The 20,379-nt window shown below is 63.0% G+C and carries 20 protein-coding genes and 1 tRNA gene; 12 read left to right on the top strand and 9 right to left on the bottom strand.

Annotation, left to right across the window (positions count from 1 at the left end):
- Nucleotides 1-59 precede the first annotated feature (59 nt).
- The 3 genes from SM130_RS21020 to SM130_RS21010 all read left to right on the top strand — a co-directional run bounded on the left by SM130_RS21020 (nt 60) and on the right by SM130_RS21010 (nt 2,213).
- Nucleotides 60-524 carry a YybH family protein gene (locus tag SM130_RS21020; protein ID WP_102826621.1) on the top strand — a complete coding sequence of 155 codons (465 nt, stop codon included), beginning with the start codon at nt 60-62 and terminating at the stop codon, nt 522-524.
- Between the two features lie 88 nt (nt 525-612).
- Nucleotides 613-969 carry a YciI family protein gene (locus tag SM130_RS21015; RefSeq protein ID WP_102826622.1) on the top strand — a complete coding sequence of 119 codons (357 nt, stop codon included), beginning with the start codon at nt 613-615 and terminating at the stop codon, nt 967-969.
- 2 nt (nt 970-971) lie between these two features.
- A complete protein-coding gene (locus SM130_RS21010; protein ID WP_102826623.1) occupies nt 972-2,213 on the top strand; it encodes an RNA polymerase sigma factor in 1,242 nt (413 codons plus the stop codon).
- Between the two features lie 205 nt (nt 2,214-2,418).
- Here SM130_RS21010 and SM130_RS21005 read toward each other — a convergent pair whose 3' ends face one another.
- Both SM130_RS21005 and SM130_RS21000 read right to left on the bottom strand, forming a co-directional pair.
- Nucleotides 2,419-3,771: a sigma-54-dependent transcriptional regulator gene (locus tag SM130_RS21005; RefSeq protein WP_102826624.1), complete on the bottom strand. Its 1,353-nt coding sequence runs from the start codon at nt 3,769-3,771 to the stop codon at nt 2,419-2,421.
- Nucleotides 3,772-4,042: 271 nt separating this feature from the next.
- Nucleotides 4,043-5,800: a sensor histidine kinase gene (locus SM130_RS21000; RefSeq protein ID WP_102826625.1), complete on the bottom strand. Its 1,758-nt coding sequence runs from the start codon at nt 5,798-5,800 to the stop codon at nt 4,043-4,045.
- Between the two features lie 200 nt (nt 5,801-6,000).
- Here SM130_RS21000 and SM130_RS20995 point away from each other — a divergent pair, with 200 nt between their 5' ends.
- The 4 genes from SM130_RS20995 (at nt 6,001) to SM130_RS20980 (ending at nt 10,156) form a co-directional block, all read left to right on the top strand.
- On the top strand, nt 6,001-7,221 hold the full coding sequence (locus SM130_RS20995) for an HD-GYP domain-containing protein (protein ID WP_102826626.1): 1,221 nt from the start codon (nt 6,001-6,003) through the stop codon (nt 7,219-7,221).
- A gap of 291 nt (nt 7,222-7,512) precedes the next feature.
- The gene (locus tag SM130_RS20990; protein WP_102826627.1) at nt 7,513-9,000 is read left to right on the top strand and encodes a SulP family inorganic anion transporter; all 1,488 of its coding nucleotides are present in this window, start codon (nt 7,513-7,515) and stop codon (nt 8,998-9,000) included.
- Between the two features lie 14 nt (nt 9,001-9,014).
- On the top strand, nt 9,015-9,866 hold the full coding sequence (locus SM130_RS20985; RefSeq protein ID WP_102826628.1) for a universal stress protein: 852 nt from the start codon (nt 9,015-9,017) through the stop codon (nt 9,864-9,866).
- 101 nt (nt 9,867-9,967) lie between these two features.
- Nucleotides 9,968-10,156 carry a TraR/DksA family transcriptional regulator gene (locus tag SM130_RS20980; protein WP_425473494.1) on the top strand — a complete coding sequence of 63 codons (189 nt, stop codon included), beginning with the start codon at nt 9,968-9,970 and terminating at the stop codon, nt 10,154-10,156.
- A 36-nt stretch (nt 10,157-10,192) separates the two neighbouring features.
- On the opposite strand, the gene cfaB is transcribed toward SM130_RS20980, so the two are convergent.
- Nucleotides 10,193-11,374 carry a C17 cyclopropane fatty acid synthase CfaB gene (gene cfaB, locus SM130_RS20975; RefSeq protein ID WP_102826629.1) on the bottom strand — a complete coding sequence of 394 codons (1,182 nt, stop codon included), beginning with the start codon at nt 11,372-11,374 and terminating at the stop codon, nt 10,193-10,195.
- A gap of 150 nt (nt 11,375-11,524) precedes the next feature.
- On the opposite strand from cfaB, the gene SM130_RS20970 reads away from it, so the two are divergent.
- Nucleotides 11,525-11,899: a DsrE family protein gene (locus tag SM130_RS20970; RefSeq protein ID WP_102826630.1), complete on the top strand. Its 375-nt coding sequence runs from the start codon at nt 11,525-11,527 to the stop codon at nt 11,897-11,899.
- A complete protein-coding gene (locus tag SM130_RS20965; protein WP_102826631.1) occupies nt 11,896-12,360 on the top strand; it encodes a glycine cleavage system protein H in 465 nt (154 codons plus the stop codon). The genes SM130_RS20970 and SM130_RS20965 overlap by 4 nt, the downstream gene beginning before the upstream one ends.
- Before the next feature lie 237 nt (nt 12,361-12,597).
- On the opposite strand, the gene SM130_RS20960 is transcribed toward SM130_RS20965, so the two are convergent.
- On the bottom strand, nt 12,598-12,915 hold the full coding sequence (locus SM130_RS20960) for a hypothetical protein (protein WP_102826632.1): 318 nt from the start codon (nt 12,913-12,915) through the stop codon (nt 12,598-12,600).
- Between the two features lie 571 nt (nt 12,916-13,486).
- On the opposite strand from SM130_RS20960, the gene SM130_RS20955 reads away from it, so the two are divergent.
- From SM130_RS20955 to SM130_RS20945, 3 genes are all read left to right on the top strand, one after another.
- On the top strand, nt 13,487-14,287 hold the full coding sequence (locus tag SM130_RS20955) for a hypothetical protein (RefSeq protein ID WP_146029756.1): 801 nt from the start codon (nt 13,487-13,489) through the stop codon (nt 14,285-14,287).
- 95 nt (nt 14,288-14,382) lie between these two features.
- Nucleotides 14,383-14,691, top strand: coding sequence for a hypothetical protein (locus SM130_RS20950; protein ID WP_146029757.1), 309 nt, complete (start codon nt 14,383-14,385; stop codon nt 14,689-14,691).
- Nucleotides 14,678-14,962, top strand: coding sequence for a hypothetical protein (locus SM130_RS20945; protein WP_146029758.1), 285 nt, complete (start codon nt 14,678-14,680; stop codon nt 14,960-14,962). The genes SM130_RS20950 and SM130_RS20945 overlap by 14 nt, the downstream gene beginning before the upstream one ends.
- A 262-nt stretch (nt 14,963-15,224) precedes the next feature.
- Here the strand turns inward: SM130_RS20945 and SM130_RS20940 are convergent.
- The 5 genes from SM130_RS20940 to SM130_RS20920 form a co-directional block, all read right to left on the bottom strand.
- Nucleotides 15,225-15,320: transfer RNA gene (locus SM130_RS20940), tRNA-Sec, on the bottom strand.
- Between the two features lie 39 nt (nt 15,321-15,359).
- Nucleotides 15,360-17,276: a selenocysteine-specific translation elongation factor gene (selB, locus tag SM130_RS20935; RefSeq protein WP_102826634.1), complete on the bottom strand. Its 1,917-nt coding sequence runs from the start codon at nt 17,274-17,276 to the stop codon at nt 15,360-15,362.
- The gene (gene selA, locus SM130_RS20930) at nt 17,273-18,682 is read right to left on the bottom strand and encodes an L-seryl-tRNA(Sec) selenium transferase (RefSeq protein WP_102826635.1); all 1,410 of its coding nucleotides are present in this window, start codon (nt 18,680-18,682) and stop codon (nt 17,273-17,275) included. Before selA ends, selB begins: the two co-directional genes overlap by 4 nt.
- Nucleotides 18,679-19,596 (bottom strand): formate dehydrogenase accessory protein FdhE, encoded by a 918-nt coding sequence (fdhE, locus tag SM130_RS20925; RefSeq protein WP_102826636.1) that lies wholly within the window; start codon nt 19,594-19,596, stop codon nt 18,679-18,681. The genes selA and fdhE overlap by 4 nt, the downstream gene beginning before the upstream one ends.
- A gap of 132 nt (nt 19,597-19,728) precedes the next feature.
- A complete protein-coding gene (locus SM130_RS20920; protein WP_102826637.1) occupies nt 19,729-20,352 on the bottom strand; it encodes a formate dehydrogenase subunit gamma in 624 nt (207 codons plus the stop codon).
- Nucleotides 20,353-20,379: the final 27 nt, after the last annotated feature.

The raw sequence follows: 20,379 nt of genomic DNA, 5'->3' as shown, positions 1-20,379 counted from the left end.
AGGGATGTGCCAGACGACTAGCTGGTGAACCCCGTTCAATCAGATGACAGGAGACGGACATGAATACCGAAACCCGCGAGAACGAAATCACCATTCGGCAACTACACGAAACCTTCGAGCAGGCCACCGTGGCCAAGGATCTCGACCGGATCATGGCGCAGTACGCGCAGGACGTGGTCGCGTTCGATGCAGTCGGCGTGCTGCAATTCAAAGGCGTAAGCGCCTACCGCGAGCATTGGCAGCGCTGCTTCGAATTTTGCCAGGGCGAAGGTTTTTTCGAGACCCACGAGCTGCACGTGGATGTCAGCGGTGACATGGCCTGCAGCCGCATGCTTACCCATTGCGGCGGGCCCAACGCCGAAGGCGAGATGCAGACCGCCTGGATGCGGGGCACACGTGTCTGGGCTCGACGTGACGGCGAGTGGAAGGTCATCCATGAGCATTTCTCGATGCCGTTCGACATGCAGACCGGCCAGGTGTGCATGGATCAGGCACCGTCGCCTGCGCACCAGCAGGCGGGCTGAGACTGGCCTGCGAACTTCGTCGCTCGATCAGGCGCGCTTCGCCACCGGGTGCTAGCTTTGCTGCGTTGCCGGCAGACGAAGCCCCGCCATGAACTACCTGTGCCTGATCTATTACGACGAGCAGCGTGTGGATGCGATGACCGATGAGCAGTGGCATGCGCTGGTCGCGCGTTGTTTGAGTTGCGCCGAGGAGCTGCGCGCCAGCGGCCATATGCTTGCTGGCGAACCGTTGCAGTCGGTGCGTACCGCGCGCACGGTGCGCGTGCGGGACGGCGTCACCTCGGTGGTCGACGGCCCCTTCGCCGAAACCCGCGAGCAGCTGGCGGGCTTCTACCTGATCGAGGCGGCTGACCAAGCAGAGGCCGAAGCCATCGCGGCGAAGATTCCGCCGGCCAGCCTCGGCTGCGTCGAGGTCCGGCCGTTGCGCCAGCTGCCGCAGCGCTGAACATGCCGCTGACCGGGGCATTAATGGTGGCGCGGGTCGAGGCGGTCTACCGCAGCGAATCGCGGCGCGTGCTGGCCACGCTGATCCGTCTGCTGGGCGACTTCGATCGCGCCGAAGAAGCCTTGCACGATGCCTTCGCCGCGGCCTTGCAGCAGTGGCCGCGCGATGGTGTTCCGGACAACCCGCGCGCCTGGCTGGTTTCCGCTGGCCGCTTCAAGGCTATCGACGCCCTGCGCCGCGGTGCGCGCTTCGATGCCTCGTTGCGGCTGCTGGCTGAACAGCTGGAAGACGCGGCGCAGACGGTGGAGGTCGACGAGATGGAAGATGATCGTCTGCGGCTGATCTTCACCTGCTGCCACCCGGCATTGCCGGCCGATGCCCGTGTTGCGCTGACGCTGCGCGAGGTCTGTGACCTGACCACCGAGGAAATCGCCCGCGCATTTCTTGCTCCGCCAGCCACCATCGCCCAGCGCATCGTGCGCGCCAAGGCGAAGATCCGTGATGCCCAGCTGCCCTATCGGGTGCCGGAACGCGATGAGCTGCCGGCGCGTCTGGAGAGCGTGCTGCGGGTGGTTTACCTGGTGTTCAACGAGGGCTACACCGCGTCGGCTGGCGCCGAGCTGACCCGCGCCGACTTATGCGCCGAGGCGATCCGGCTGGGTCGATTGTTGCTCGAGCTGCTGCCCAACGCCGAAGCGATGGGTCTGCTGGCGCTGATGCTGTTGCACGACTCCCGCCGCGCCGCGCGTACCGATGATGCCGGTGAACTGGTTCGACTCGACGAACAGGATCGCAGCCGCTGGAACCGGCAGCAGATCGCCGAAGGGGTGCAGTTGGTGCAGCTGGCGCTGACCCGCCGTGCATTTGGGCCCTACGCGCTGCAGGCGGCCATCGTCGCTGTGCATGCCGAGGCGCCGAGTGCTGAGGCGACCGACTGGGCGCAGATCGTCCGGCTTTACGATGTGCTGCTGCAGTTGAGCCCGTCGCCGGTGGTGGAGCTGAACCGCGCGGTGGCCGTGGCCATGCGTGATGGTCCCGAGGCGGGTCTGTTGCTGGTGGATAAACTGCTGGAGCGTGGTGATCTGCGGGACTATCACCTCAGCCATGCCACCCGAGCCGATCTGCTGAGCCGGCTGGCACGTAAAGATGAAGCGCGGGAGGCTTATGACAGAGCGCTGCATCTGGTTCGGCTGGAGCCGGAACGGCGTTTTCTACAGCGCCAGCTGGATGAGCTGGACAGTTGATTCAACAGTTCCACGCTCCCGCCGCAGTGCTCCCACGTGTCAGCACGTAGGGTGGGCTTCAGCCCACCAATTGCGCTTCGGCAGCGTGCTTGTTGGCGCTTCGTCGTGCCGCGTCACCGGGTGTTGGTGGGCTAAAGCCCACCCTACAAGATGGCGGCGAGCTACGGTGGGGGCTGGCAGTGAAGCGGTGCGAGCGACGCTGTGATCAGGTGTCGCCACTACCGGCCGGCAAATAATCACTGCGGCTCAGCCCGTGGCGCTGCATTTTCTCGTTGAGGGTGCGGCGGGGCAGCTGCAGCTGGGTCATGACCTCGGTGATGTTGCCTTTGCACTGCTGCAGCGCGCTGTGCAGGCATTGTGCTTCGAAGGCTTCCATTTGGTCAGCCAGGGAGCTGCCGGCTGTGTTGGATGGATTGTTGGCAGTGGGTGGCGTCAGGCCAAGTGCATGGCGTTCGGCGGCGTTGATCAGTTCGCGCACGTTGCCCGGCCAGTCGTGGGCGAGCAGTTGCGTCAGCTCGCCCGGCGTCATCGGTGGCGCGGCGCGTCCGTGGCGCTGGGCGGCCTGGCTGGAAAAGTGTTCGAACAGTAGCGGAATGTCTTCGCGGCGTTCGCGTAGCGGCGGGATGTGCAGCTCGGCGACGTTCAGCCGGTACAGCAAGTCCTCGCGGAAGCGTCCGCCACGCACTTCTTCCAGCAGGTCCGGCTTGGCCGCGCTGATTACCCGCAGGTCGACTTCGATACTGCGGTTCGAGCCCAGCCGTTCCAGGGTCTTTTCCTGCAACACGCGCAGCAGCTTGACCTGCTGGGCCAGCGGCATGCTCTCGATCTCATCGAGGAACAGCGTGCCGCCGGCGGCGTGTTCGATGCGCCCGATGCGCTTGCCCTGGGCGCCGGTGAAGGCGCCGCTCTCATGGCCAAACAGCTCGCTCTCGAAGATGGTTTCCGGGATCGCCGCGCAGTTCAGCGCCACGAAGGGCCCGGCGGAACGCGGGCTAAAGTCGTGCAGGCAACGCGCGACCTGCTCTTTGCCGCTGCCGGTCTCGCCGCGGATCAGCACGTTGACGTCGGTGCCGGCCAGTTCCAGCACCTGCCGGCGTAGATTGTCCATGGCGCGGGAGACGCCGAGCAGCTGCGACTCGATGCGTCCTTTGCGGGCGAACTGCTCGCGCAGCTGACGGTTCTCGCAGACCAGCCGGCGCTTGTCCATGGCGCGGCGCACACTGTCGAGCAGGCGCTCGGGGGTGAAGGGTTTTTCGATGAAGTCGTAGGCGCCCTGGCGCAGCGCCTGCACCGCCATGGGCACGTCGCCATGGCCGGTGACCATGATCACCGGCAGGTCGGCGTCCAGCTCCACCAGCTGTTCGAGCAGGCCGAGGCCGTCGAGGTCGGGCATGCGCACATCGCTGATCAGCACGCCGGGAAAGTCGCGATCCAGTGCCGTCAGCGCTTCGCGAGCGCGGGAAAAGGTGCGCACCTTAAAGCCGGACAGCTCCAGCCACTGTTGCACGGCCTGGCGGATCGCCGCCTCGTCATCGATGAAGATTACCTGCCCGCTCATTACCTGTTTCCTCGCGGTCGCGTCGCCGCAGTTTACTCGGCGGTTGGCGCTTCGGGGCGCCTGTAAAAATCAGTCAGCCGATATCAGCGGCAGCCCGGAAGCAACGGGTGGAAAACGCTCGGAGTTGCGCTCGACTCTACGAGCGGTAAATGAGTATTTTCTTGGAGGTGCCTAGCCAGTACCGCTAGCCGGGAGCGCCGAGTTGAGCGCCCCAAGTTGGGACTTGCACCTAAGCCTGTTTCTAACTCGGCAATAACCACGCGAATAGTTTTTAAAGATGCCCTTCGGCAGCCGGCAGCGTAAGGGTGAACACCGCGCCCTGCTCGTCGTTGCACACGTCTAGAACTCCACCCATGTCACGCACGATGCCGTAGGACACCGCCAACCCGAGGCCCAGCCCCTGCCCGACCGGCTTGGTGGTAAAGAAGGGCTCGAACACCTGGTCCAGATGCTCGCTGGCGATACCGCCGCCGTTATCGCCGACACTGAGTTGCCAGCTGTCACCTGTAAGTTGGCAGAGGATGCGCAGGCGTCGCTGCGGGCGTTCGGCCATGGCATCCAGCGCGTTGTGCAGCAGGTTGATCAGCACCTGCTCAAGGCGAATGGCATCGCCACTGACCATGGCCTCGGTCGGCACCTGGCGGAACACCTCGACCTGCTCGCTGCGAATGCGCGGCGAGAGCAATTGCAGTGCCTGTTCCAGCACCTCGGCCAGGCTCAGGCGCTGGCGCAGCCCGGCCGGGCTCTTGCGGGCAAAGGTCTTCAGATGCCCGGTCAGCGCCGCCATGCGTTCGAGCAGGCCTTCGACATGGCCGAGGCCTTCGCGCACCTCGCCATCACGGCCACTGTCGAGCAACAGGCGCAGGCTGGCCAGCTGCATGCGTAATGCGGTCAGCGGTTGGTTGATCTCGTGGGCGAGGGCAGCGGACATCTGCCCCAGAGCGGCCATGCGCGCGGCATGCACCAGTTCGTCCTGGGCGGTGTGCAGTTCGCGGGTGCGCTCGTGTACCAGTCGCTCCAGCTCGCTGCGGCTGCGCATCTCCACGCGCCGCGTCTTGCGTCGCTGCGCCAGGTAAAGCAGCAGAAAGGCCAGCGTCATCCATACACCCGCTGCGGCGAGGCGATAGCTGCGCACACTGGCGACCACCATCTGCGGGTCGTGCAGCAGGTGCAAGGTCCAGTCGTCTTCCGGCAGCGCCAGCCGCTGCCAGAGGTACTCGCGGCGACCATCCGGGCCGTCTACCAGGCGCCGCTCGCTGCCCTCGGCGAGTTGCTGCACACGGCTGCTCTGCAGCGGCTGCAGGGTTTGTTCGGCGTAGCGTCGGGCGTCGACCAGGCGGCTGCGCACCTCATCGCTGAGCGGACGCAGGTAGCGGAAGCGCCAGGCCGGGCGGTTGGTGAGGATGACGATATCCAGCGAATCGGCGATCAGCAGGATGCCCGGCTGGCCAACCCAGTCGCGCTGCATGTCTTCCAGCTCCAGCTTGACCACCAGCACGCCGAGCACTTCGCCGGCCGCATTCTTCACCGAGCTGGAGAGGAAGTAACCGGGAATGCCGGTGGTGACGCCGACTGCGAAATAGCGACCGCTGTCGTGGCTCACCGCATCACGAAAGTAGGGGCGGAAGGCATAGTTGTTGCCGACGAAGCTGCTCCAGTCGCGCCAGTTGCTGGCGGCGATGGTTTCGCCGTTGCGGTCGAGCAGGTACAGCACCGACGACCCCGCGGCGTGATTCTGCTGTTCCAGGCGCTGGTTGAGCTCCCGGCGCAGGCCGCGGTTGGTCGGCTCGGCGAGTAAAGCCTGGATGTCGCTGTCCAGTGCCAGCAGCGCCGGCACCGAGCGGAAGCGCTCGACCTGGGTATGGATCGCCTGGGCATAGAGCTCCAGCTGACCCTGGGATTCCTGACTGCGCTCGGCCCAGGCGCGCTGTTCGGCCAGCCGTCCGGCCCAGTACATGCTCAGGAGCAGGCCGGCGAGAATCAGCGCGACGATCAGGGTTACACGCAAACGATTGGACAGTGCAGACATGACAGCGCTCGCGACGGGACGCGACGATGGTAAGCGAAAGCGCACCGGGCCGGCAGGATCGCCATGCGTACGGTTACAAAGTGCTATATGACGCCGCGCTGGCCAAAGGGCATCATGGGTGTGCTACGAAAGTTCGTATCAGCTCTAGCAGGGATCGCTTGCACGGAACGGCCAGCTCGCTCCATCAGTCGAGGTCCGCTTTGCTTAGAAAAATCCTTGTCAGCCAACTCCGCTTCGGGATGTACGTCCATGCGCTGGATGGCAGCTGGTTCGATCACTCATTCTGGCGCAGCAAGTTCCTGCTGACCGACCCGGCCGATCTGCAGGCGTTGCGCGGCAGCGGCATTACCGCGGTATGGATCGACGTAGGCAAAGGCGTCGACGTCGAAACGGCGACACCACCAACTGCCGAGGCCCCGCCGTTGCTCGCCGAAGCACTTGCCGCGGTGGTTCGTCCGGTTGCGCCACCCCAGGCGCAGCAGCAGTGCAGTGTGCAGGACGAGCTGCAGCGCGCCACGCAGCTGCTCAAGCGCTCCAAGCAACAGGTGACTTCGCTGTTCAATGAGGCGCGTCTGGGCAAAGCCGTCGACCCGCAGCAGTGCCTGCCGCTGGTGGAGCAGATCTCCGCGTCGCTGGCGCGCAACAGCTCGGCACTGCTGAGCCTGGCGCGGCTGAAGACCAAAGACGAATACACCTATATGCATTCCGTGGCCGTTTGCGCGCTGATGGTCGCGCTGGGCCGCCAGCTGGGGTTGAGTGAGCACGCGGTGCAGGAAGCGGGCATGGCCGGGCTGCTGCACGACATCGGCAAGATGGCGATGCCGCTGGATGTGCTGAACAAACCGGGCAAGCTCAGCGACGGCGAATTCGCGGTCATGCGCAGCCATCCCGAACGTGGCCACGCCATGCTGCTCGGTGCCAGCACGGCGTTTTCCGACGCAGTGCTGGATGTTTGCCTGCATCACCACGAAAAGATGGACGGGACCGGTTATCCCTATGGCCTGGCGGGCGAGCAGATCAGCCAGCTGGCACGCATGGGAGCGATCTGCGACGTTTATGACGCCATCACCTCGGATCGCCCGTACAAGACGGCCTGGGATGCCTCGGGGTCGCTGGCGCGCATGGCGCAATGGAATGGGCACTTCGATACCCAGATACTGCACGCCTTCGTGCGCACGGTGGGCATTTACCCGCTGGGCTCGCTGGTGCGCCTGCAATCGGGGCGGCTCGGCGTCGTCATCGAGCACAACGCACAACAGCTGACGGCGCCACGCTTGAAGTTGTTCTACTCCACCCGCTCGCGCGCAACGATCCCACCGCAGGACCTGGACCTGTCCAATCCACAGTGCAACGACCGTATCGTCGGCCGCGAAGACCCCGCCGCCTGGGGCTTCAGCAATCTCGATGATCTCTGGACCTAGATTGGCGGTCGTAAAACGGGGGGCATGCAACTAGAATGTCGCCCCCCGAATGCGACTCGCCCGGCGAGTCCCTCAGAAAAGAGCTCGTAATGCCCATGACCTGGCTGCCTAGTCCGCCATAGCGCTCCGCCCCCTCGCTTCACTTTGCGACTGCCTGTCATGGGGCGGTCGTACGCTGCTGCCCGTGCGTTCGCCCACCGACAGCTGAATCACTCAAACTAAAAAACTAGCCTTGTATCCCTGCCGGCCGCTCGTGGTCTGCATGGTGGTGCTTTTGCTCTGGATAGCCCGATGCTGCAATCGATCAAACAAAACTGGTTCTCCAACGTCCGTGGCGACGTACTGTCCGGCCTCGTTGTCGCCCTGGCGCTGATTCCCGAAGCCATCGCCTTTTCCATCATCGCCGGGGTTGATCCGCGGGTCGGCTTGTATGCCTCGTTCTGTATCGCCGTGGTGATCGCCTTCACCGGCGGCCGGCCGGGGATGATCTCCGCCGCTACCGGCGCCATGGCGCTGCTGATGGTGACGCTGGTGCGCGAGCACGGACTGCAATACCTGCTGGCGGCGACGCTGCTCTGTGGTGTGCTGCAGATCGGCGCCGGCTACCTGCGCCTCGGCTCGCTGATGCGCTTCGTCTCGCGCTCGGTGGTCACCGGCTTCGTCAATGCGCTGGCCATCCTCATCTTCATGGCCCAGCTGCCGGAGCTGACGGACGTCACTTGGCACGTCTACGCGATGACCGCTGCGGGCCTCGGCATCATCTACCTGTTCCCCTACGTGCCGAAGATCGGCAAGGTCATACCCTCGCCGCTGGTGTGCATCCTGGTGCTGACCGGCATTGCAATGTACCTCGGTCTGGATATCCGCACCGTGGCCGACATGGGCGACCTGCCCGACACCCTGCCGGTCTTCCTCTGGCCGGAAGTGCCGCTGACCTTCGAAACCCTGGCAATCATCCTCCCGTATTCCGCCGCGCTGGCCGTGGTCGGCCTGCTGGAGTCGCTGATGACCGCGACCATCGTCGACGACCTGACCGATACCGGCAGCGACAAGAACCGCGAGTGCAAGGGGCAGGGCATTTCCAACATCGTCTCCGGCCTGTTTGGTGGCATGGCCGGTTGCGCGATGATCGGCCAGTCGGTGATCAACGTGAAATCCGGCGGCCGCACCCGCCTGTCGACCCTGATCGCCGGCGTCGTGCTGTTGCTGATGGTGGTGTTCCTCAGCGATTGGGTCGGGCAGATCCCCATGGCCGCGTTGGTCGCGGTAATGATCATGGTGTCCATCGGCACCTTCAGCTGGGATTCGGTGCGCAACCTCAAACGCTATCCGCTTTCCACCAACATCGTCATGGTCGTCACCGTGGTGGTGGTGGTCTTCACCCACAACCTGGCCTACGGTGTTCTGGCAGGCGTGTTGTTGGCGGCGATGTTCTTCGCCAACAAGATTGGCCACTACCTGCACATCGGTTCGGAGCTGGATGCCGCCGGCAATCAGCGCACCTACAAGGTGGTCGGGCAGGTATTCTTCAGCTCATCGGACAAATTCACCGGTGCGTTCGACTTCAAGGAAGCCCTCGGCAAGGTCACCATCGACCTGTCCCGTGCACATTTCTGGGACATCACCGCCGTGGCGGCGCTGGACAAGGTGGTCATCAAGTTCCGCCGCGAAGGCACCGAGGTCGAAGTGCTGGGTCTGAACGAAGCCAGCGCCACCATCGTCGACCGCTTCGGTGTGCATGACAAACCCGAGGCCATCGACAAGCTCATGAGCCACTGATCAGGAGAACAACAATGACCCACGTAATGGCTTGTATCGACGGATCACCGCAGGCCGCGGCGGTTTGCGACTATTCGGCCTGGGCCAGCAAGCGCCTGGACGCGCCCCTGACGCTGCTGCATGTGCTGGACCGTCAGCAGTACCCGGCGTCGGGTGATCTGAGCGGCATCATCGGCCTGGGCAGTCGCGAGTTTCTCCTGCAGGAACTCGCCACGCTGGATGAGAAGCGCGCCAAGCTGGCGCTCGAAGAGGGCCGCATGATGCTCGATGCCGCGCGTCAACGCGCCACTTCCGCCGGTGTCGCTCAGCTCGAGTGCCGCCAGCGCCACGGTGATCTGGTGGAGTCGCTGCGTGATCTGCAGGATGAGACGCGCCTGCTGGTCATCGGTCGGCAAGGCGAGGACAGCGGCGATGCCATTCAGCACATCGGCAGCCAGCTGGAGAACGTCATCCGCACCATGCAGCGGCCGATTCTGGTTGCCCCAGGCGACTTCAGCGCGCCGCAAAGCGTGATGCTGGCTTTCGACGGCAGCGCCACCAGCCGCAAGGGCTTGGAAATGCTGGCCGGCAGCCCGCTGTTTAAAGGCATGCCGATCCATCTGGTGATGGTCACAGCCGACACCGCTGACAACCATGCCCAGCTGGAAAGCGCCCGTGATGTGCTGATAGCTGCTGGTTTCGCCGTGGAAATCGCCATCCGCGCCGGTGAGGTCGAGCCGACTCTGCATGCCTATCAGACCGAGCACGGTATCGATCTGCTGGTGATGGGGGCCTACGGCCACTCGCGCATTCGCCAGTTCTTCGTCGGTAGCACCACCACCAACATGATCCGCACCACCCGCACACCACTGCTGTTGCTGCGCTGAGCCATCGGCGTCGTGCCGGACGTCGGGCGCTACACGGATGGGCCGCGGGGGGGCAGAGCGTCGACTCGATCAGAGCAGCGTCGGCCGCCTGTCGCGCATGGATGCGCTGCAGCAGCAGGCCGCGCCGGACGCAACGTGATCTGGTGCGGGTACGGCTGGTGCTCAAGCGAATCGAGGAAGGTGACTACGGTTACTGCGCCGAGTGCGGTGAAGCGATCGCCACAGGGCGGCTGGATTTCGACCCGGCCAATCCGCTGTGCATCGGCTGCGCCAACCAGGCATCAACCTAGCGAAACACCCGGCCTGCGCTGGCCGGGTTCGCGTCCTTACTGATAGATATCGGCCCGGGTCCAGGGCAACTCGTGAGAGCCATCCGGCAGTGGTTTGCTGGCCAGGATCTGATGCAGATCGATCCAGTCGCGGCGAAAGCCATAGGCGCAACCGGCCAGATATACCCGCCAGATCCGCAACGCACGCTCCGGCACCAGCTGCTCGGCTTCGCGCATGTGTGTTTCCAGGCGTTCGCTCCACAGCTGCAGCGTACGTGCGTAGTGCAGGCGCAGGCTTTCCACGTCGACAATTTCCAATCCCGTCTCACTGATGCAACTGCTGATGTTCACCAGATGCGGCAGCTCACCGTGGGGGAACACGTAGCGGTCGATGAATGCCCCCGCGCCATGGCTCACCGGCCGGCCATCGAGGTGGCGCGAGGTAATGCCGTGATTGAGCACCAGCCCGCCCGGGCGAACCGCGCCGAACAGCTGCCGGCAATACAGCGGCAGATTGGCGTGGCCGACATGCTCGAACATGCCGACGCTCACCACCTTATCGAAGCTGCCATCGGCCGGCAGGTCGCGGTAATCCAGCAGCTCAAGCCGCACCTGGTCCTGCAAGCCCTCGGCGGCGACGCGCTCGCGGGCCAGTGCCAGCTGCTCTCGGCTCAGGGTGATGCCCAACACCTGCGCGCCGAATTCCCGCGCCGCAAAACGCGCCAGCCCACCCCAGCCGCAGCCCACATCCAGCAACCGCTCGCCTGGCTTGAGCCGCAGCTTGCGGCAAATCAGCCGTAGCTTGGCCTGCTGCGCCTGGTCGATATCCTCCTCGCCGGTCTCGAAATAGGCGCAGGAATAGACCATCTCCCGGTCCAGCCACAGCCGGTAAAAGTCGTTGGAGAGGTCATAGTGATAGGAAATCGCCTCGGCATCGGTAGCCTTGTCGTGTGCCTCGCGCTCGGGTGCTGCGAAATGGTCCTTGCCCAACGCCCGGCTGAGCACATCGCCTATGCGAATGACTTCGTCCAGCGGACCGAGCAGGTCGATCTGCCCTTCGACGTAGGCGGCGCCGAGCATATCCAGACTCGGGCGCGCTAGCCGAGTGACCAGGTTCGGGTCTTTGATGACCAGCGTGACGCTGGGCGCGGGGCCGATGTCGATCTCGTTGCCGTCCCATAGTTGAAGCTTCAGCGGCAGCGCGAGTTCTTTAAGGGCCGGTAGCAATGTTGCCAACATGCTCCATCTCCTCTCAGTGCATCCGTGAAAATCCTAGACCAAGGTTTTCAAACTGTAGGCTATGGTGATGATAGTTTCATGCTATGGGCCGAACAGCGGCGAACGTGCGGTTGGCGGCTTAAACCCACATAGCGGCATCCGCGAGGATTTATGGAACAAGACGGTTCACAACGCGTACTGATTCTGGTCGCCAGCGGCCCCAGCACCCCGGCGCGCTGCGCCGCGCCGTTCCATATCGCCACATTGCTCGCCTGCATGGATGCAGAGGTCACCCTTTACCTGACAGGCGAGGGCGCACAGCTGGCGCGCCGTGAAACAGCCGAAACACTGCGCGCGGTAGATGGCGGTGAGCCGTTGCTGCATTTCATCCGCAACGCCAAACAGGCCGGCGCGCGGCTGCTGATGTGTCGCCAGCCGGGGGTACCGGTAGACCCGGCGATGCTGATCGCCGAGCTGGACGAGATATCCAGCGGCGGCGAACTCGCACAAATGATCCTTGAATACGACCGGGTGCTGAGCCTATGAACGTACACGGCCTGGAATTCCCCGACTCGCTGCGCTACGCGCCAGAGCACAGCCTGTGGCTGCGTGAAGAACCGGACGGCAGCATCACCATTGGCCTGACCGCCTACGGCTGCGCGCTGTACGGCCAGATATTCGCCTTCACGCCCAAACGCGTCGGCGCGCGCATCGAGCGCGAACGCAGTTTCGGTGTAGTGGAGTTCGCCAAGGCTGCCTCGTCAGCGCGCAGCCCGGTCGCCGGTGAGCTATTGGCTGTGAACGAAGCACTGCTGAAGCGCCCAGCGCTGATCAATCAGGATTGTTACGGAGAGGGTTGGATGGTCCGCCTGCAGCCCACAGACTGGGCCGCCGTGCGCGACCAATTCCCGCTGGGCGAAGCCGCAGCGGCAGCCATCGCCGAACGTATGCGGCTCGACAACTTCGACCCCGCCAACGCGCATGTGCAGGCGTTGCAGTGGAAATAGGCGCGGCGCCTACGTAGGGCGGGCTTCAGCCCACCAAGCCGACACCAATCGATTGCCTGGGGATTGCCCCGCGCCGCGCGCTCAAGACTTATCCGGCGTCGAACCCTCGAGAGCCTTGTCGCAACTCGCCCTGATCGCATGCGATGCAACGTAGGGTGGGCTTCAGCCCACCACCTGCCAACATCAATCGATCAAATCCTGACGATTGCGCCGCACCCCGCACCCCGCACCCCGCACTTAGGACTTGTCGGGCGTCGAGCTGCCCCGCACCGTGACGCAACTCGCCCTGATCGCATGGTCCAGCTGCCGAATGCAGATATCGATGGCCAGGTCGCGCGTGCGCTTGTTCGTCCACTCCAGCTCGGCCAGTGTCTCGATCAGGTCCTGATGGCCGTTCTCGTTGACCAGCATCCCGTGCCGCACCGTCAGCGTCCGCCCCTCCAGACTCAGCTGCACCGGATCACGCCCGATCAGCGAGGCACCCGCGGCCAGCAGACAATCAATATGGTCCCGCAGTGCATGAAACGCTCGACGCTCGTCGGCCCGATCACTCACGTAGCCTCTCCTATCCCTGGAAAGAAAAGCGCCGATTGTGACGTGCTTCGCCCTATAGCGCGATGGCTTTTTGATATTACGAAGTGGGGCAGGCTGTCGCAGGGTGGTGCGAGGACGGAGGACGGAGGCGTGGAGCAGATGGCGGAAGGCAGTGAGAGTCGAACTCGTTTTTTTGGCTTGCAGTGGTCGGCTGTCTTCGGCTTTGCTGGGCCTGCGGCATGTAGGGGCTAGCTTTGTTCCGCTCTGGACCGCATTGATTTCGACACTTTATCGACACGGCAAGTCTGCAAAGGGTGCTCAAGGTCGCGCGCGGTGCAATCTATGGATTGGGATCAATTTCAGGCTTCTTGCAGCTGGTGTATAAACATCCTGCCTCCCTGAGAAGGCCGGATCTAGGGCCTCGGAAGAGAGTCGGACGGAATTTTATACGCCAAGCCCGTTCGGCGTTTTATACGCCAATTGGTGTCTAATTATAGTTAACGCAAATATAGTATGAGGAAATAAATTGACTTTGTGCTTACTGTCGGGGCCAGGGACGATCGTCCCTCCTAGAAGTATCGGTCTATTAGATTTGGCCCCCTCAAAAGATGATGATCTCTATGTTCACCAAGTTAATGAAGATCATAGGTTGTTCTTTTACGGTAATTTTACTGGATTTCATACATACTTAATTGTCACGCATACAAAATTTAAAGTTATACCAGAGAGCGTAAGGCAAACAGGGTATGACAAGTTCGAGGCTAAAATAGCCTACGAGGCTGAAGATGGAAAGAAGCAGGCTCAACTCATTAAGTTCAATTCTCCCTTGCTTCCGATTCGCTCTGTGAAGCCATGTAAATATGGAAGAGATTACGATAGCTTCGAATTAGAGCCATTAAATGGCTATGCGAGCCAGAAATTCAATTGCAATCTATCATTTATCACAGCCTACGGTACGAACCTTGACGCTCCTGTGCCTCTAAAGATCGAATATATTGGGATGGCAGCAAAGAATGGTCGAACAGCTCAAGAGAGGCTGGGAGAAGGGCATGACAAATTACAGCTTGTCCTCGGTGAGCTAAACGATAGAGATTTGTTTAGAAGCGTCTCCCTGGTTCTTTATAAGCCGGGCGAATTGGAATGTGATGGAATTACATTCCCACAAGTTGTGGAAACATTTGAAGCAAGTTTGATTCAATATTTTAAGCCAAAGCCTCTCAATACAGAACACTTAAATTTCCCGAATAACAAGACGAAGCTGACGAGTGTTCTGGCTAGCATTGGTGCCAGCCATATCCTGACAAAGTTGGATAGCCCGCGCAACACGTGCCTATACTCAATACATAAACCTCAGCCACGAAGCGAGCATATGTTTGATGTTCGTTTGCGGTAAATCGTTAACAAGCGCGTCAACGGGACCGCTTTGTTCCGCTGCCGCTCCACAAACTGGCCCGTTACGCCAGCGTTATAGCCATAAGGAGTACGCCAATGAGCTCAACAAAAAGCTATAAAAAGGCAAAAAAGCCACCGAAAGAGCTTGTGCTTATGGCAATGAAAAATAACAAGTGGGATTATCGAACAGTTCATGGCCTTGCAGTTGAAACAAAACTCCCTGAAGCGGTCATTATGGGCGTTCTTAATGAGTCAAAGTCCGAAATAAGATCATCAATCATCAGAACCAAATCAGGAAAAAATCTCTACGCTCTAAGAAAGCGTAAATCCGCAATAGCGGATGCTTGGTGGGCGATAAGAAAAATGAGCAAAGACAAATATGAGGCTTCAGATGACGATATTTGAAACCTTCATGTTTGGTGTGGCGGGAGGAGTCCTTCCAGAGGTATATGCACTGTACAATCTTCGTCATAGCTGGCTTAGCGAACAGCCATCGTGGGTAAAATCAAAGTTCTACTGGATTATGACCTTGGCAATGATTGCTTTAGGCGGCGGTACAGCCGCTCTATATGCGTACATAGGTATAAAACTTAATGCACTAATGGCAATTCACCTTGGCCTAGCAACTCCAGTTTTGATTCAGACCGCGCTAAAAGAAAAACCGAAGGTGAACTAGCTATAACAATTAGTCAAATCGCTCGCTTCGCTCACTGGGACCGGCTAAAGCCGGCCCCTTAACCAGACGTTAGCACGTCACTTCCGCTTAGCTCCCTGCGCTCGGGCATACCATCGCCTAGCTACTTTCCGTGTGATTGCTATCCCGCGCTGGGTTGGCTCAAGTTTCGGTTGGCCTCGTCGTAGGCCGGACTGGTCTGTCCGACCTCTGGGAAAAGGGGACAGATTTATTTTCCTAGCGCCGAGCCATCCGTTCGGGATATTGGCGGAAGGCAGTGAGAGTCGAACTCACCCGGGCACGGCTGCCGTCCCCAACCGGGTTTGAAGCCCGGCCGCACCACCGGGTGCGATTGCCTTCCTTATCTGGTCGTGATTGGAGAAAGGAAGCGGCGTCCAGCCTACCCCAGGCCTGACTGGATCGCCAAGGCGCTGTCTTGGCGGACTTTGCGTTCGTTGCCGAAGCGGCGGGTGAGGCCGATGCGGTCGAAGTGTTCGAGCAGTTGGATGCTGCGTTTGCGGCCGAGCTGGATGCGGTCGCGGAAGGCGGCGGCGCGGATTACGCCGCTTTGTGCTTCCAGTTGCAGTACATGCCCCGCGAGTTGGCGAATGGTGAACTCGGGGTAGAACAAATCTTTCACCACCTGTTGCAGCAGGCCGAGGCGGGCGAGCTTGCGGAGCAGGTTGCGCATCTGCATTTCGTCGACGCCGAGGTCGCGGGCCAGGTCGCGGACCCAGGGCGGGTCGAACTGGCCGGCTTCCAGCAACGGCCACAGGCGTTCCTTCAAACCTTCTTCCGTATCGCTCAGGCGCACCCGGTGATCGGGGCGGTGCAGCCAGGGACCGCTCGTTTCGATGCTGCCGGCGGCCAGTGCCTGTTCCAGCAGGGCGATGAATACTGGTCGTTCCAGCTGCGGTAGGGCATAGCGGCGCAGGCGGTCGCGGTCGGGGCCGAGTTCGTCGGGTTGTTCTTCGTGAAAACGCTGCAGGGCGGCGAGCAGGGTGGCTTCGAGTTCATGCCAGCGGGCCTGATCAAAAAGCCGTGGCCCTAGTCGGGTGCCAATCTCCAGTATCCCTTGCGGCAGCTGCCAGCCTTCGCGCGGGCGGTTGAATTGGCGTTCCAGGCTTTGCGGATCGATGCCGTTGGTGGCGCTGGCGAGCAGCGGCGGCAATGCCTGCTCCAGACTCGGCTGGTCGAGGGCACGAAGCTGTTCCAGCCGTGCGGCGCGGCGGCGATTGCGCGGTGGTGCGTACGGGTCGAGCACTCGGCCGCCACCAAGGGTGCGCTGGGCGGACTGATCGCGCAGGACGATACGGTCGCCATGCACGGCGTGGCTCGGTGCGTTCAGCAGCAGTTGGGCGAAGGCGCGTTCGCCCGGGGCCAGGCTCGCATCTTCGAGCAGGGCGATACGCGCGGTGACGTCCTGGGCGCCGAGGTGCACGTGCACCGGCGTCCAGTGCTTGAGTTCGTGGGCTTCGCCGGGCAGCAGTTGGAAGTCGATATCGATGCGTTGGGTGGGTGCATGCAGCAAGGGGTGCAGTAGCCAGTCGCCGCGATGGATCTGCTCGACGGCCAAACGCTCGCCGGCAAGATTCAGCGCCACCCGCTGGCCGGCATGGGCTTCGCCGGCTTCACGGTTCTGCGCATGCAGACCTCGGACGCGAACGCGTTTTCCGGTGGGGCCGAGGAGCAGTTCGTCGCCGATTCGCACGCGCCCGGCAAAGGCGGTGCCGGTGACCACCACGCCAGCGCCGGTCACGCTGAAGGCGCGGTCGATGGCCAGGCGGAAATGACCGCTGTCGCTGCGTGCGGCGGTGCGGGCGGCTTCGTCGATCAGCGCGGTGCGCAGGGCGTCGATGCCATCGCCGCGGATGCTGGAAGCCGGAAAGATCGGCGAACCGGCAAGCGGCCCGGCGGCCAGCAGGTTGGCGATCTGCTGCTCAGCTTCGGCGATGCGCGCCCGCTCGACGCGGTCGATCTTGGTCAGCGCTACCAGTGCGCGGCGGATGCCGAGCAGCTCGACGATGGCCAGGTGCTCGCGGGTCTGCGGCATGACGCCGTCATCGGCCGCAACGACCAGCAGCACGCAATCGATGCCGCTGGCGCCGGCCAGCATGTTGTGCACGAAACGCTCATGGCCCGGCACGTCGATAAAGCCGGTGAGCGCGCCTTCACCGAGGTCGGCATAGACGCAGCCAAGGTCGATGGTGATGCCGCGCTCGCGCTCTTCGCGGCGGCGGTCACCCTGTTGCCCGGTGAGCGCTTGCAGCAGTGCGGTCTTGCCATGGTCGATATGGCCGGCGGTACCGACGATCAACGGGCGAGCTCCTCTTGCAGTTGCGGTAATTGCTGAAGGAATGCCGGCTCGTCGTCGAGCTGGCGCAGGTCGAGCCAGAGGGCGTCGTCATCGATGCGCCCGAGCACGGGAATCGGCAGGCAGCGCAGGGCTTCTTCCAGCTGGCGCAAGCTGCGGCCGCGCAGGCGCTTGGGCTGTTGCGGGCGGATGCACAATGCGGCGCTGGGCAGGCGTGCCACCGGTTGTGCACCGCTGCCGATCATGCCGAGGGCGTCGGCCACGGCGAGGTTCCAGGTTTCACCCAGCACGGCGGCAAACGCCGGGGCGATGCGTTCAGCCTGGATGCGGATCTCGGCCTGCGGACGGCTGAGCAGACGCAGGCTGGTGAGGCGCTCGGCCAGGCGGTCGGGGTCGCGATAAAGGTTGAGCACCGCTCCCAGCGCGGCAAGGGTCAGCTTGTCGACGCGCAGGGCGCGCTTGAGCGGGTTCGTCTTGATCTTCTGGATCAGTGCCTTGCTGCCGACGATCAACCCGGCCTGCGGGCCGCCGAGCAGCTTGTCGCCGCTGAAGGTGACGATGTCGGCGCCGTCGCGCAGGGCTTCCTGCACGGTGGGCTCCTTCGGCAGGCCCCAGCGCGAAAGGTCGAGCAGGCTGCCGCTGCCGAGGTCTTCCAGCAGCGGCAGGTCGTGGGCATGGGCGATGCGCGCCAGTTCGGCGGTAGCGACGCTGGCGGTGAAGCCCTGCACGCTGTAGTTGCTGGTGTGCACGCGCATCAACAGGCCCGAGCGCGGGTTGATCGCCGCTTCGTAATCCTTGGCGTGGGTGCGGTTGGTGGTGCCGACTTCATGCAGCTTCACGCCGGCGCGGGCCATGATGTCGGGGATGCGAAAGGCACCGCCGATCTCGATCAGCTCGCCGCGGGAAATGATGCCTTCCTTGCGTGCGCCGAGGCTGTTCAGCGCCAGCAGCACGGCGGCGGCGTTGTTGTTGACCACGGTGACGGCCTCGGCGCCGGTCAGCTCGCGGATCAGCCCTTCGATGAGATCGTCGCGATCGCCGCGCTTGCCGGTGGCCAGGTCGAATTCCAGGTTGAGCGGATAACGCGCGGCCAGGGTGATCGCCTCGATGGCTTCCTCCGGCAGCAGCGCGCGGCCAAGGTTGGTGTGCAGCACCGTGCCGGTGAGGTTGAACACGCGGCGCACGCGGCTGCGGTGCTGGTTGGCCAGGCGTTCGCCGGCGCGCCCGGCGAGCACCGCATCGGACAGTTCCAGTGCAGCCAGCTGGCCATGGCGCGCGGGCTCACGGAGTTCATCGAGCAGGTCGCGCAAAGTGCTCAGCAATGCCTGGCGACCGTAGCGCTGTTGCAGCGGTTGGCAGGCCGGGTCGCGCAGCAGCTTGTCGACCGAGGGCAGGTGGCTGCTGCTCATGCATCGCCCCCCGGTGCCAGCAGCAGGTTGGGCGCCTGGCGCTGGAAGCCTTGCTCGGCCAGCAGCAGGTCCAGCTCCAGGGTGGCGAGGTCGGCGGACAGGCTTTCGCCATCCGGCGCCAGTTCCAGGTAGAGCTGCTTGAGGTAGCCGTTGCACTCGGGGCAGACCTCCGCCTTGACGCCCTGAGGCGCGCCCTCCAGATGCAGGTAGTCGAGTTTCTTGGTGCTGCGGCAGAGGCTGCATTTGACGCGCACGTAATGCCACTCGCAGGCACACAGCGAGCAGACCAGGTAGCGCAGGCCGTTGAGCTGGCCGCGATGGCGGATGATGCCGGCCATGGGCGGCGCACCGCAGCAAGGGCATAGGGTCTGGTCTTCGCGCTCGCGCAGGTCGGAGAGGTCGAGCTGCAGCAGCCAGTGGCTCCAGGCGACCTGCAGCGCAGCGCCGAGAAAGGGCACCAGCGCCGGCGGCACGATGTCGTACTGGCCGCTGACGAGCCCCACGGCCCAGGCTTTGCGCTGGCCGCTGTCAGCCTCGCGCAGTTGCTCGATCGCGCCGACTACTGCGGGGTTGTCGGGCACCACGAAGGCATCCAGCCAGGCATCCAGCAGCGCTAGCCAGCCGTCTTCACGCACCAAGGTATCGGCGGCCAGCGGCGGCAGGTCGTGCTTGAAGCATTCGCGGGTGCGGTGGGCATCCACCGGCAACTCGGCGAGGTGAATGTCCAGCACCTGCTGTTGCGCCTGGCAGACGGCTGCCAGCAGGCGCAGGTAGTCGGCGAATGGATGGCCGTCGGCGAGCTTTGCCAGGCGCTCGCTGCGCAGGGCGAAGAGGTCGCGTGGCGGCAGGTTGAGGAAGGGTGGTTTGCTGGCAGCGGCTTCGATCTGCCCGGGCTCGAGAATGGTGCCTGCCACGCAGGACTCCTTTTCTTGTGGTTATGCCGAACAGCATAGTCCGTCCGCGGTTGTCGCTCGGCTTTCGATGGTGCGCGGCGCCGAAGATTCCCGCGCGGGTGCGCGGAAATCCCGGTGCCACCGCGGGAACGCCTACTTGCGCTCGTTGAGCTCCCGGTACCAGGCCGGATGGTGCTTGCGCGCCCAGGCACGACTGACCGTGCCGTAGACCATCGAACCCATCGAGCCCTTGATCCAGATGGCGGCATAGATGTGCACGATGATGCTGATGATCATCACGAAGGCTGCAATCGCGTGCAGCAGGCTAGCCCAGCGCAGCGAGACGATGCCGAAGAAGCTGCTGAAGTACTCGCGCCAGATGACGATGCCGCTGAGCAGCAACACCAGCATGCTGAGGATCAGCACCCAGAACAGCACCTTTTGCCCGGCGTTGTAGCGACCGACTTCCGGCAGTTTGTCTTCGCGGTTGTGCACCACGTCGTTGATCTGCCTGAGCCACTGGCGATCGCGCGCTTCGATGCGGTTGTGTCCGGCGAAGCGGATCGCCAGCCAGAGGAAGAAGACGAACATCGCGACCCCGATGAAGGGATGCAGGATGCGCGTCCAGGTGCCGCCGCCGAACAGCCCGGAAAGGCCGAACAATGCCGGATGGAACAGCGCCAGGCCGGACAGCGCGGCGAGGACGAAGAGGATGGCAACGATCCAGTGATTGGTCCGCTGCGAGGGGTTGTAGCGTTCGATGTCATTGTTGTTCATCGTTGGCTCCTTGAGCGATCGACTCCG

Origin of the sequence: Stutzerimonas stutzeri, from assembly GCF_038561965.1 — a bacterium.
GTDB lineage: Bacteria > Pseudomonadota > Gammaproteobacteria > Pseudomonadales > Pseudomonadaceae > Stutzerimonas > Stutzerimonas stutzeri_AA.
Note: the sequence above shows the minus strand (reverse complement) of the source record. Positions and strands in the feature narration are given on the sequence as shown.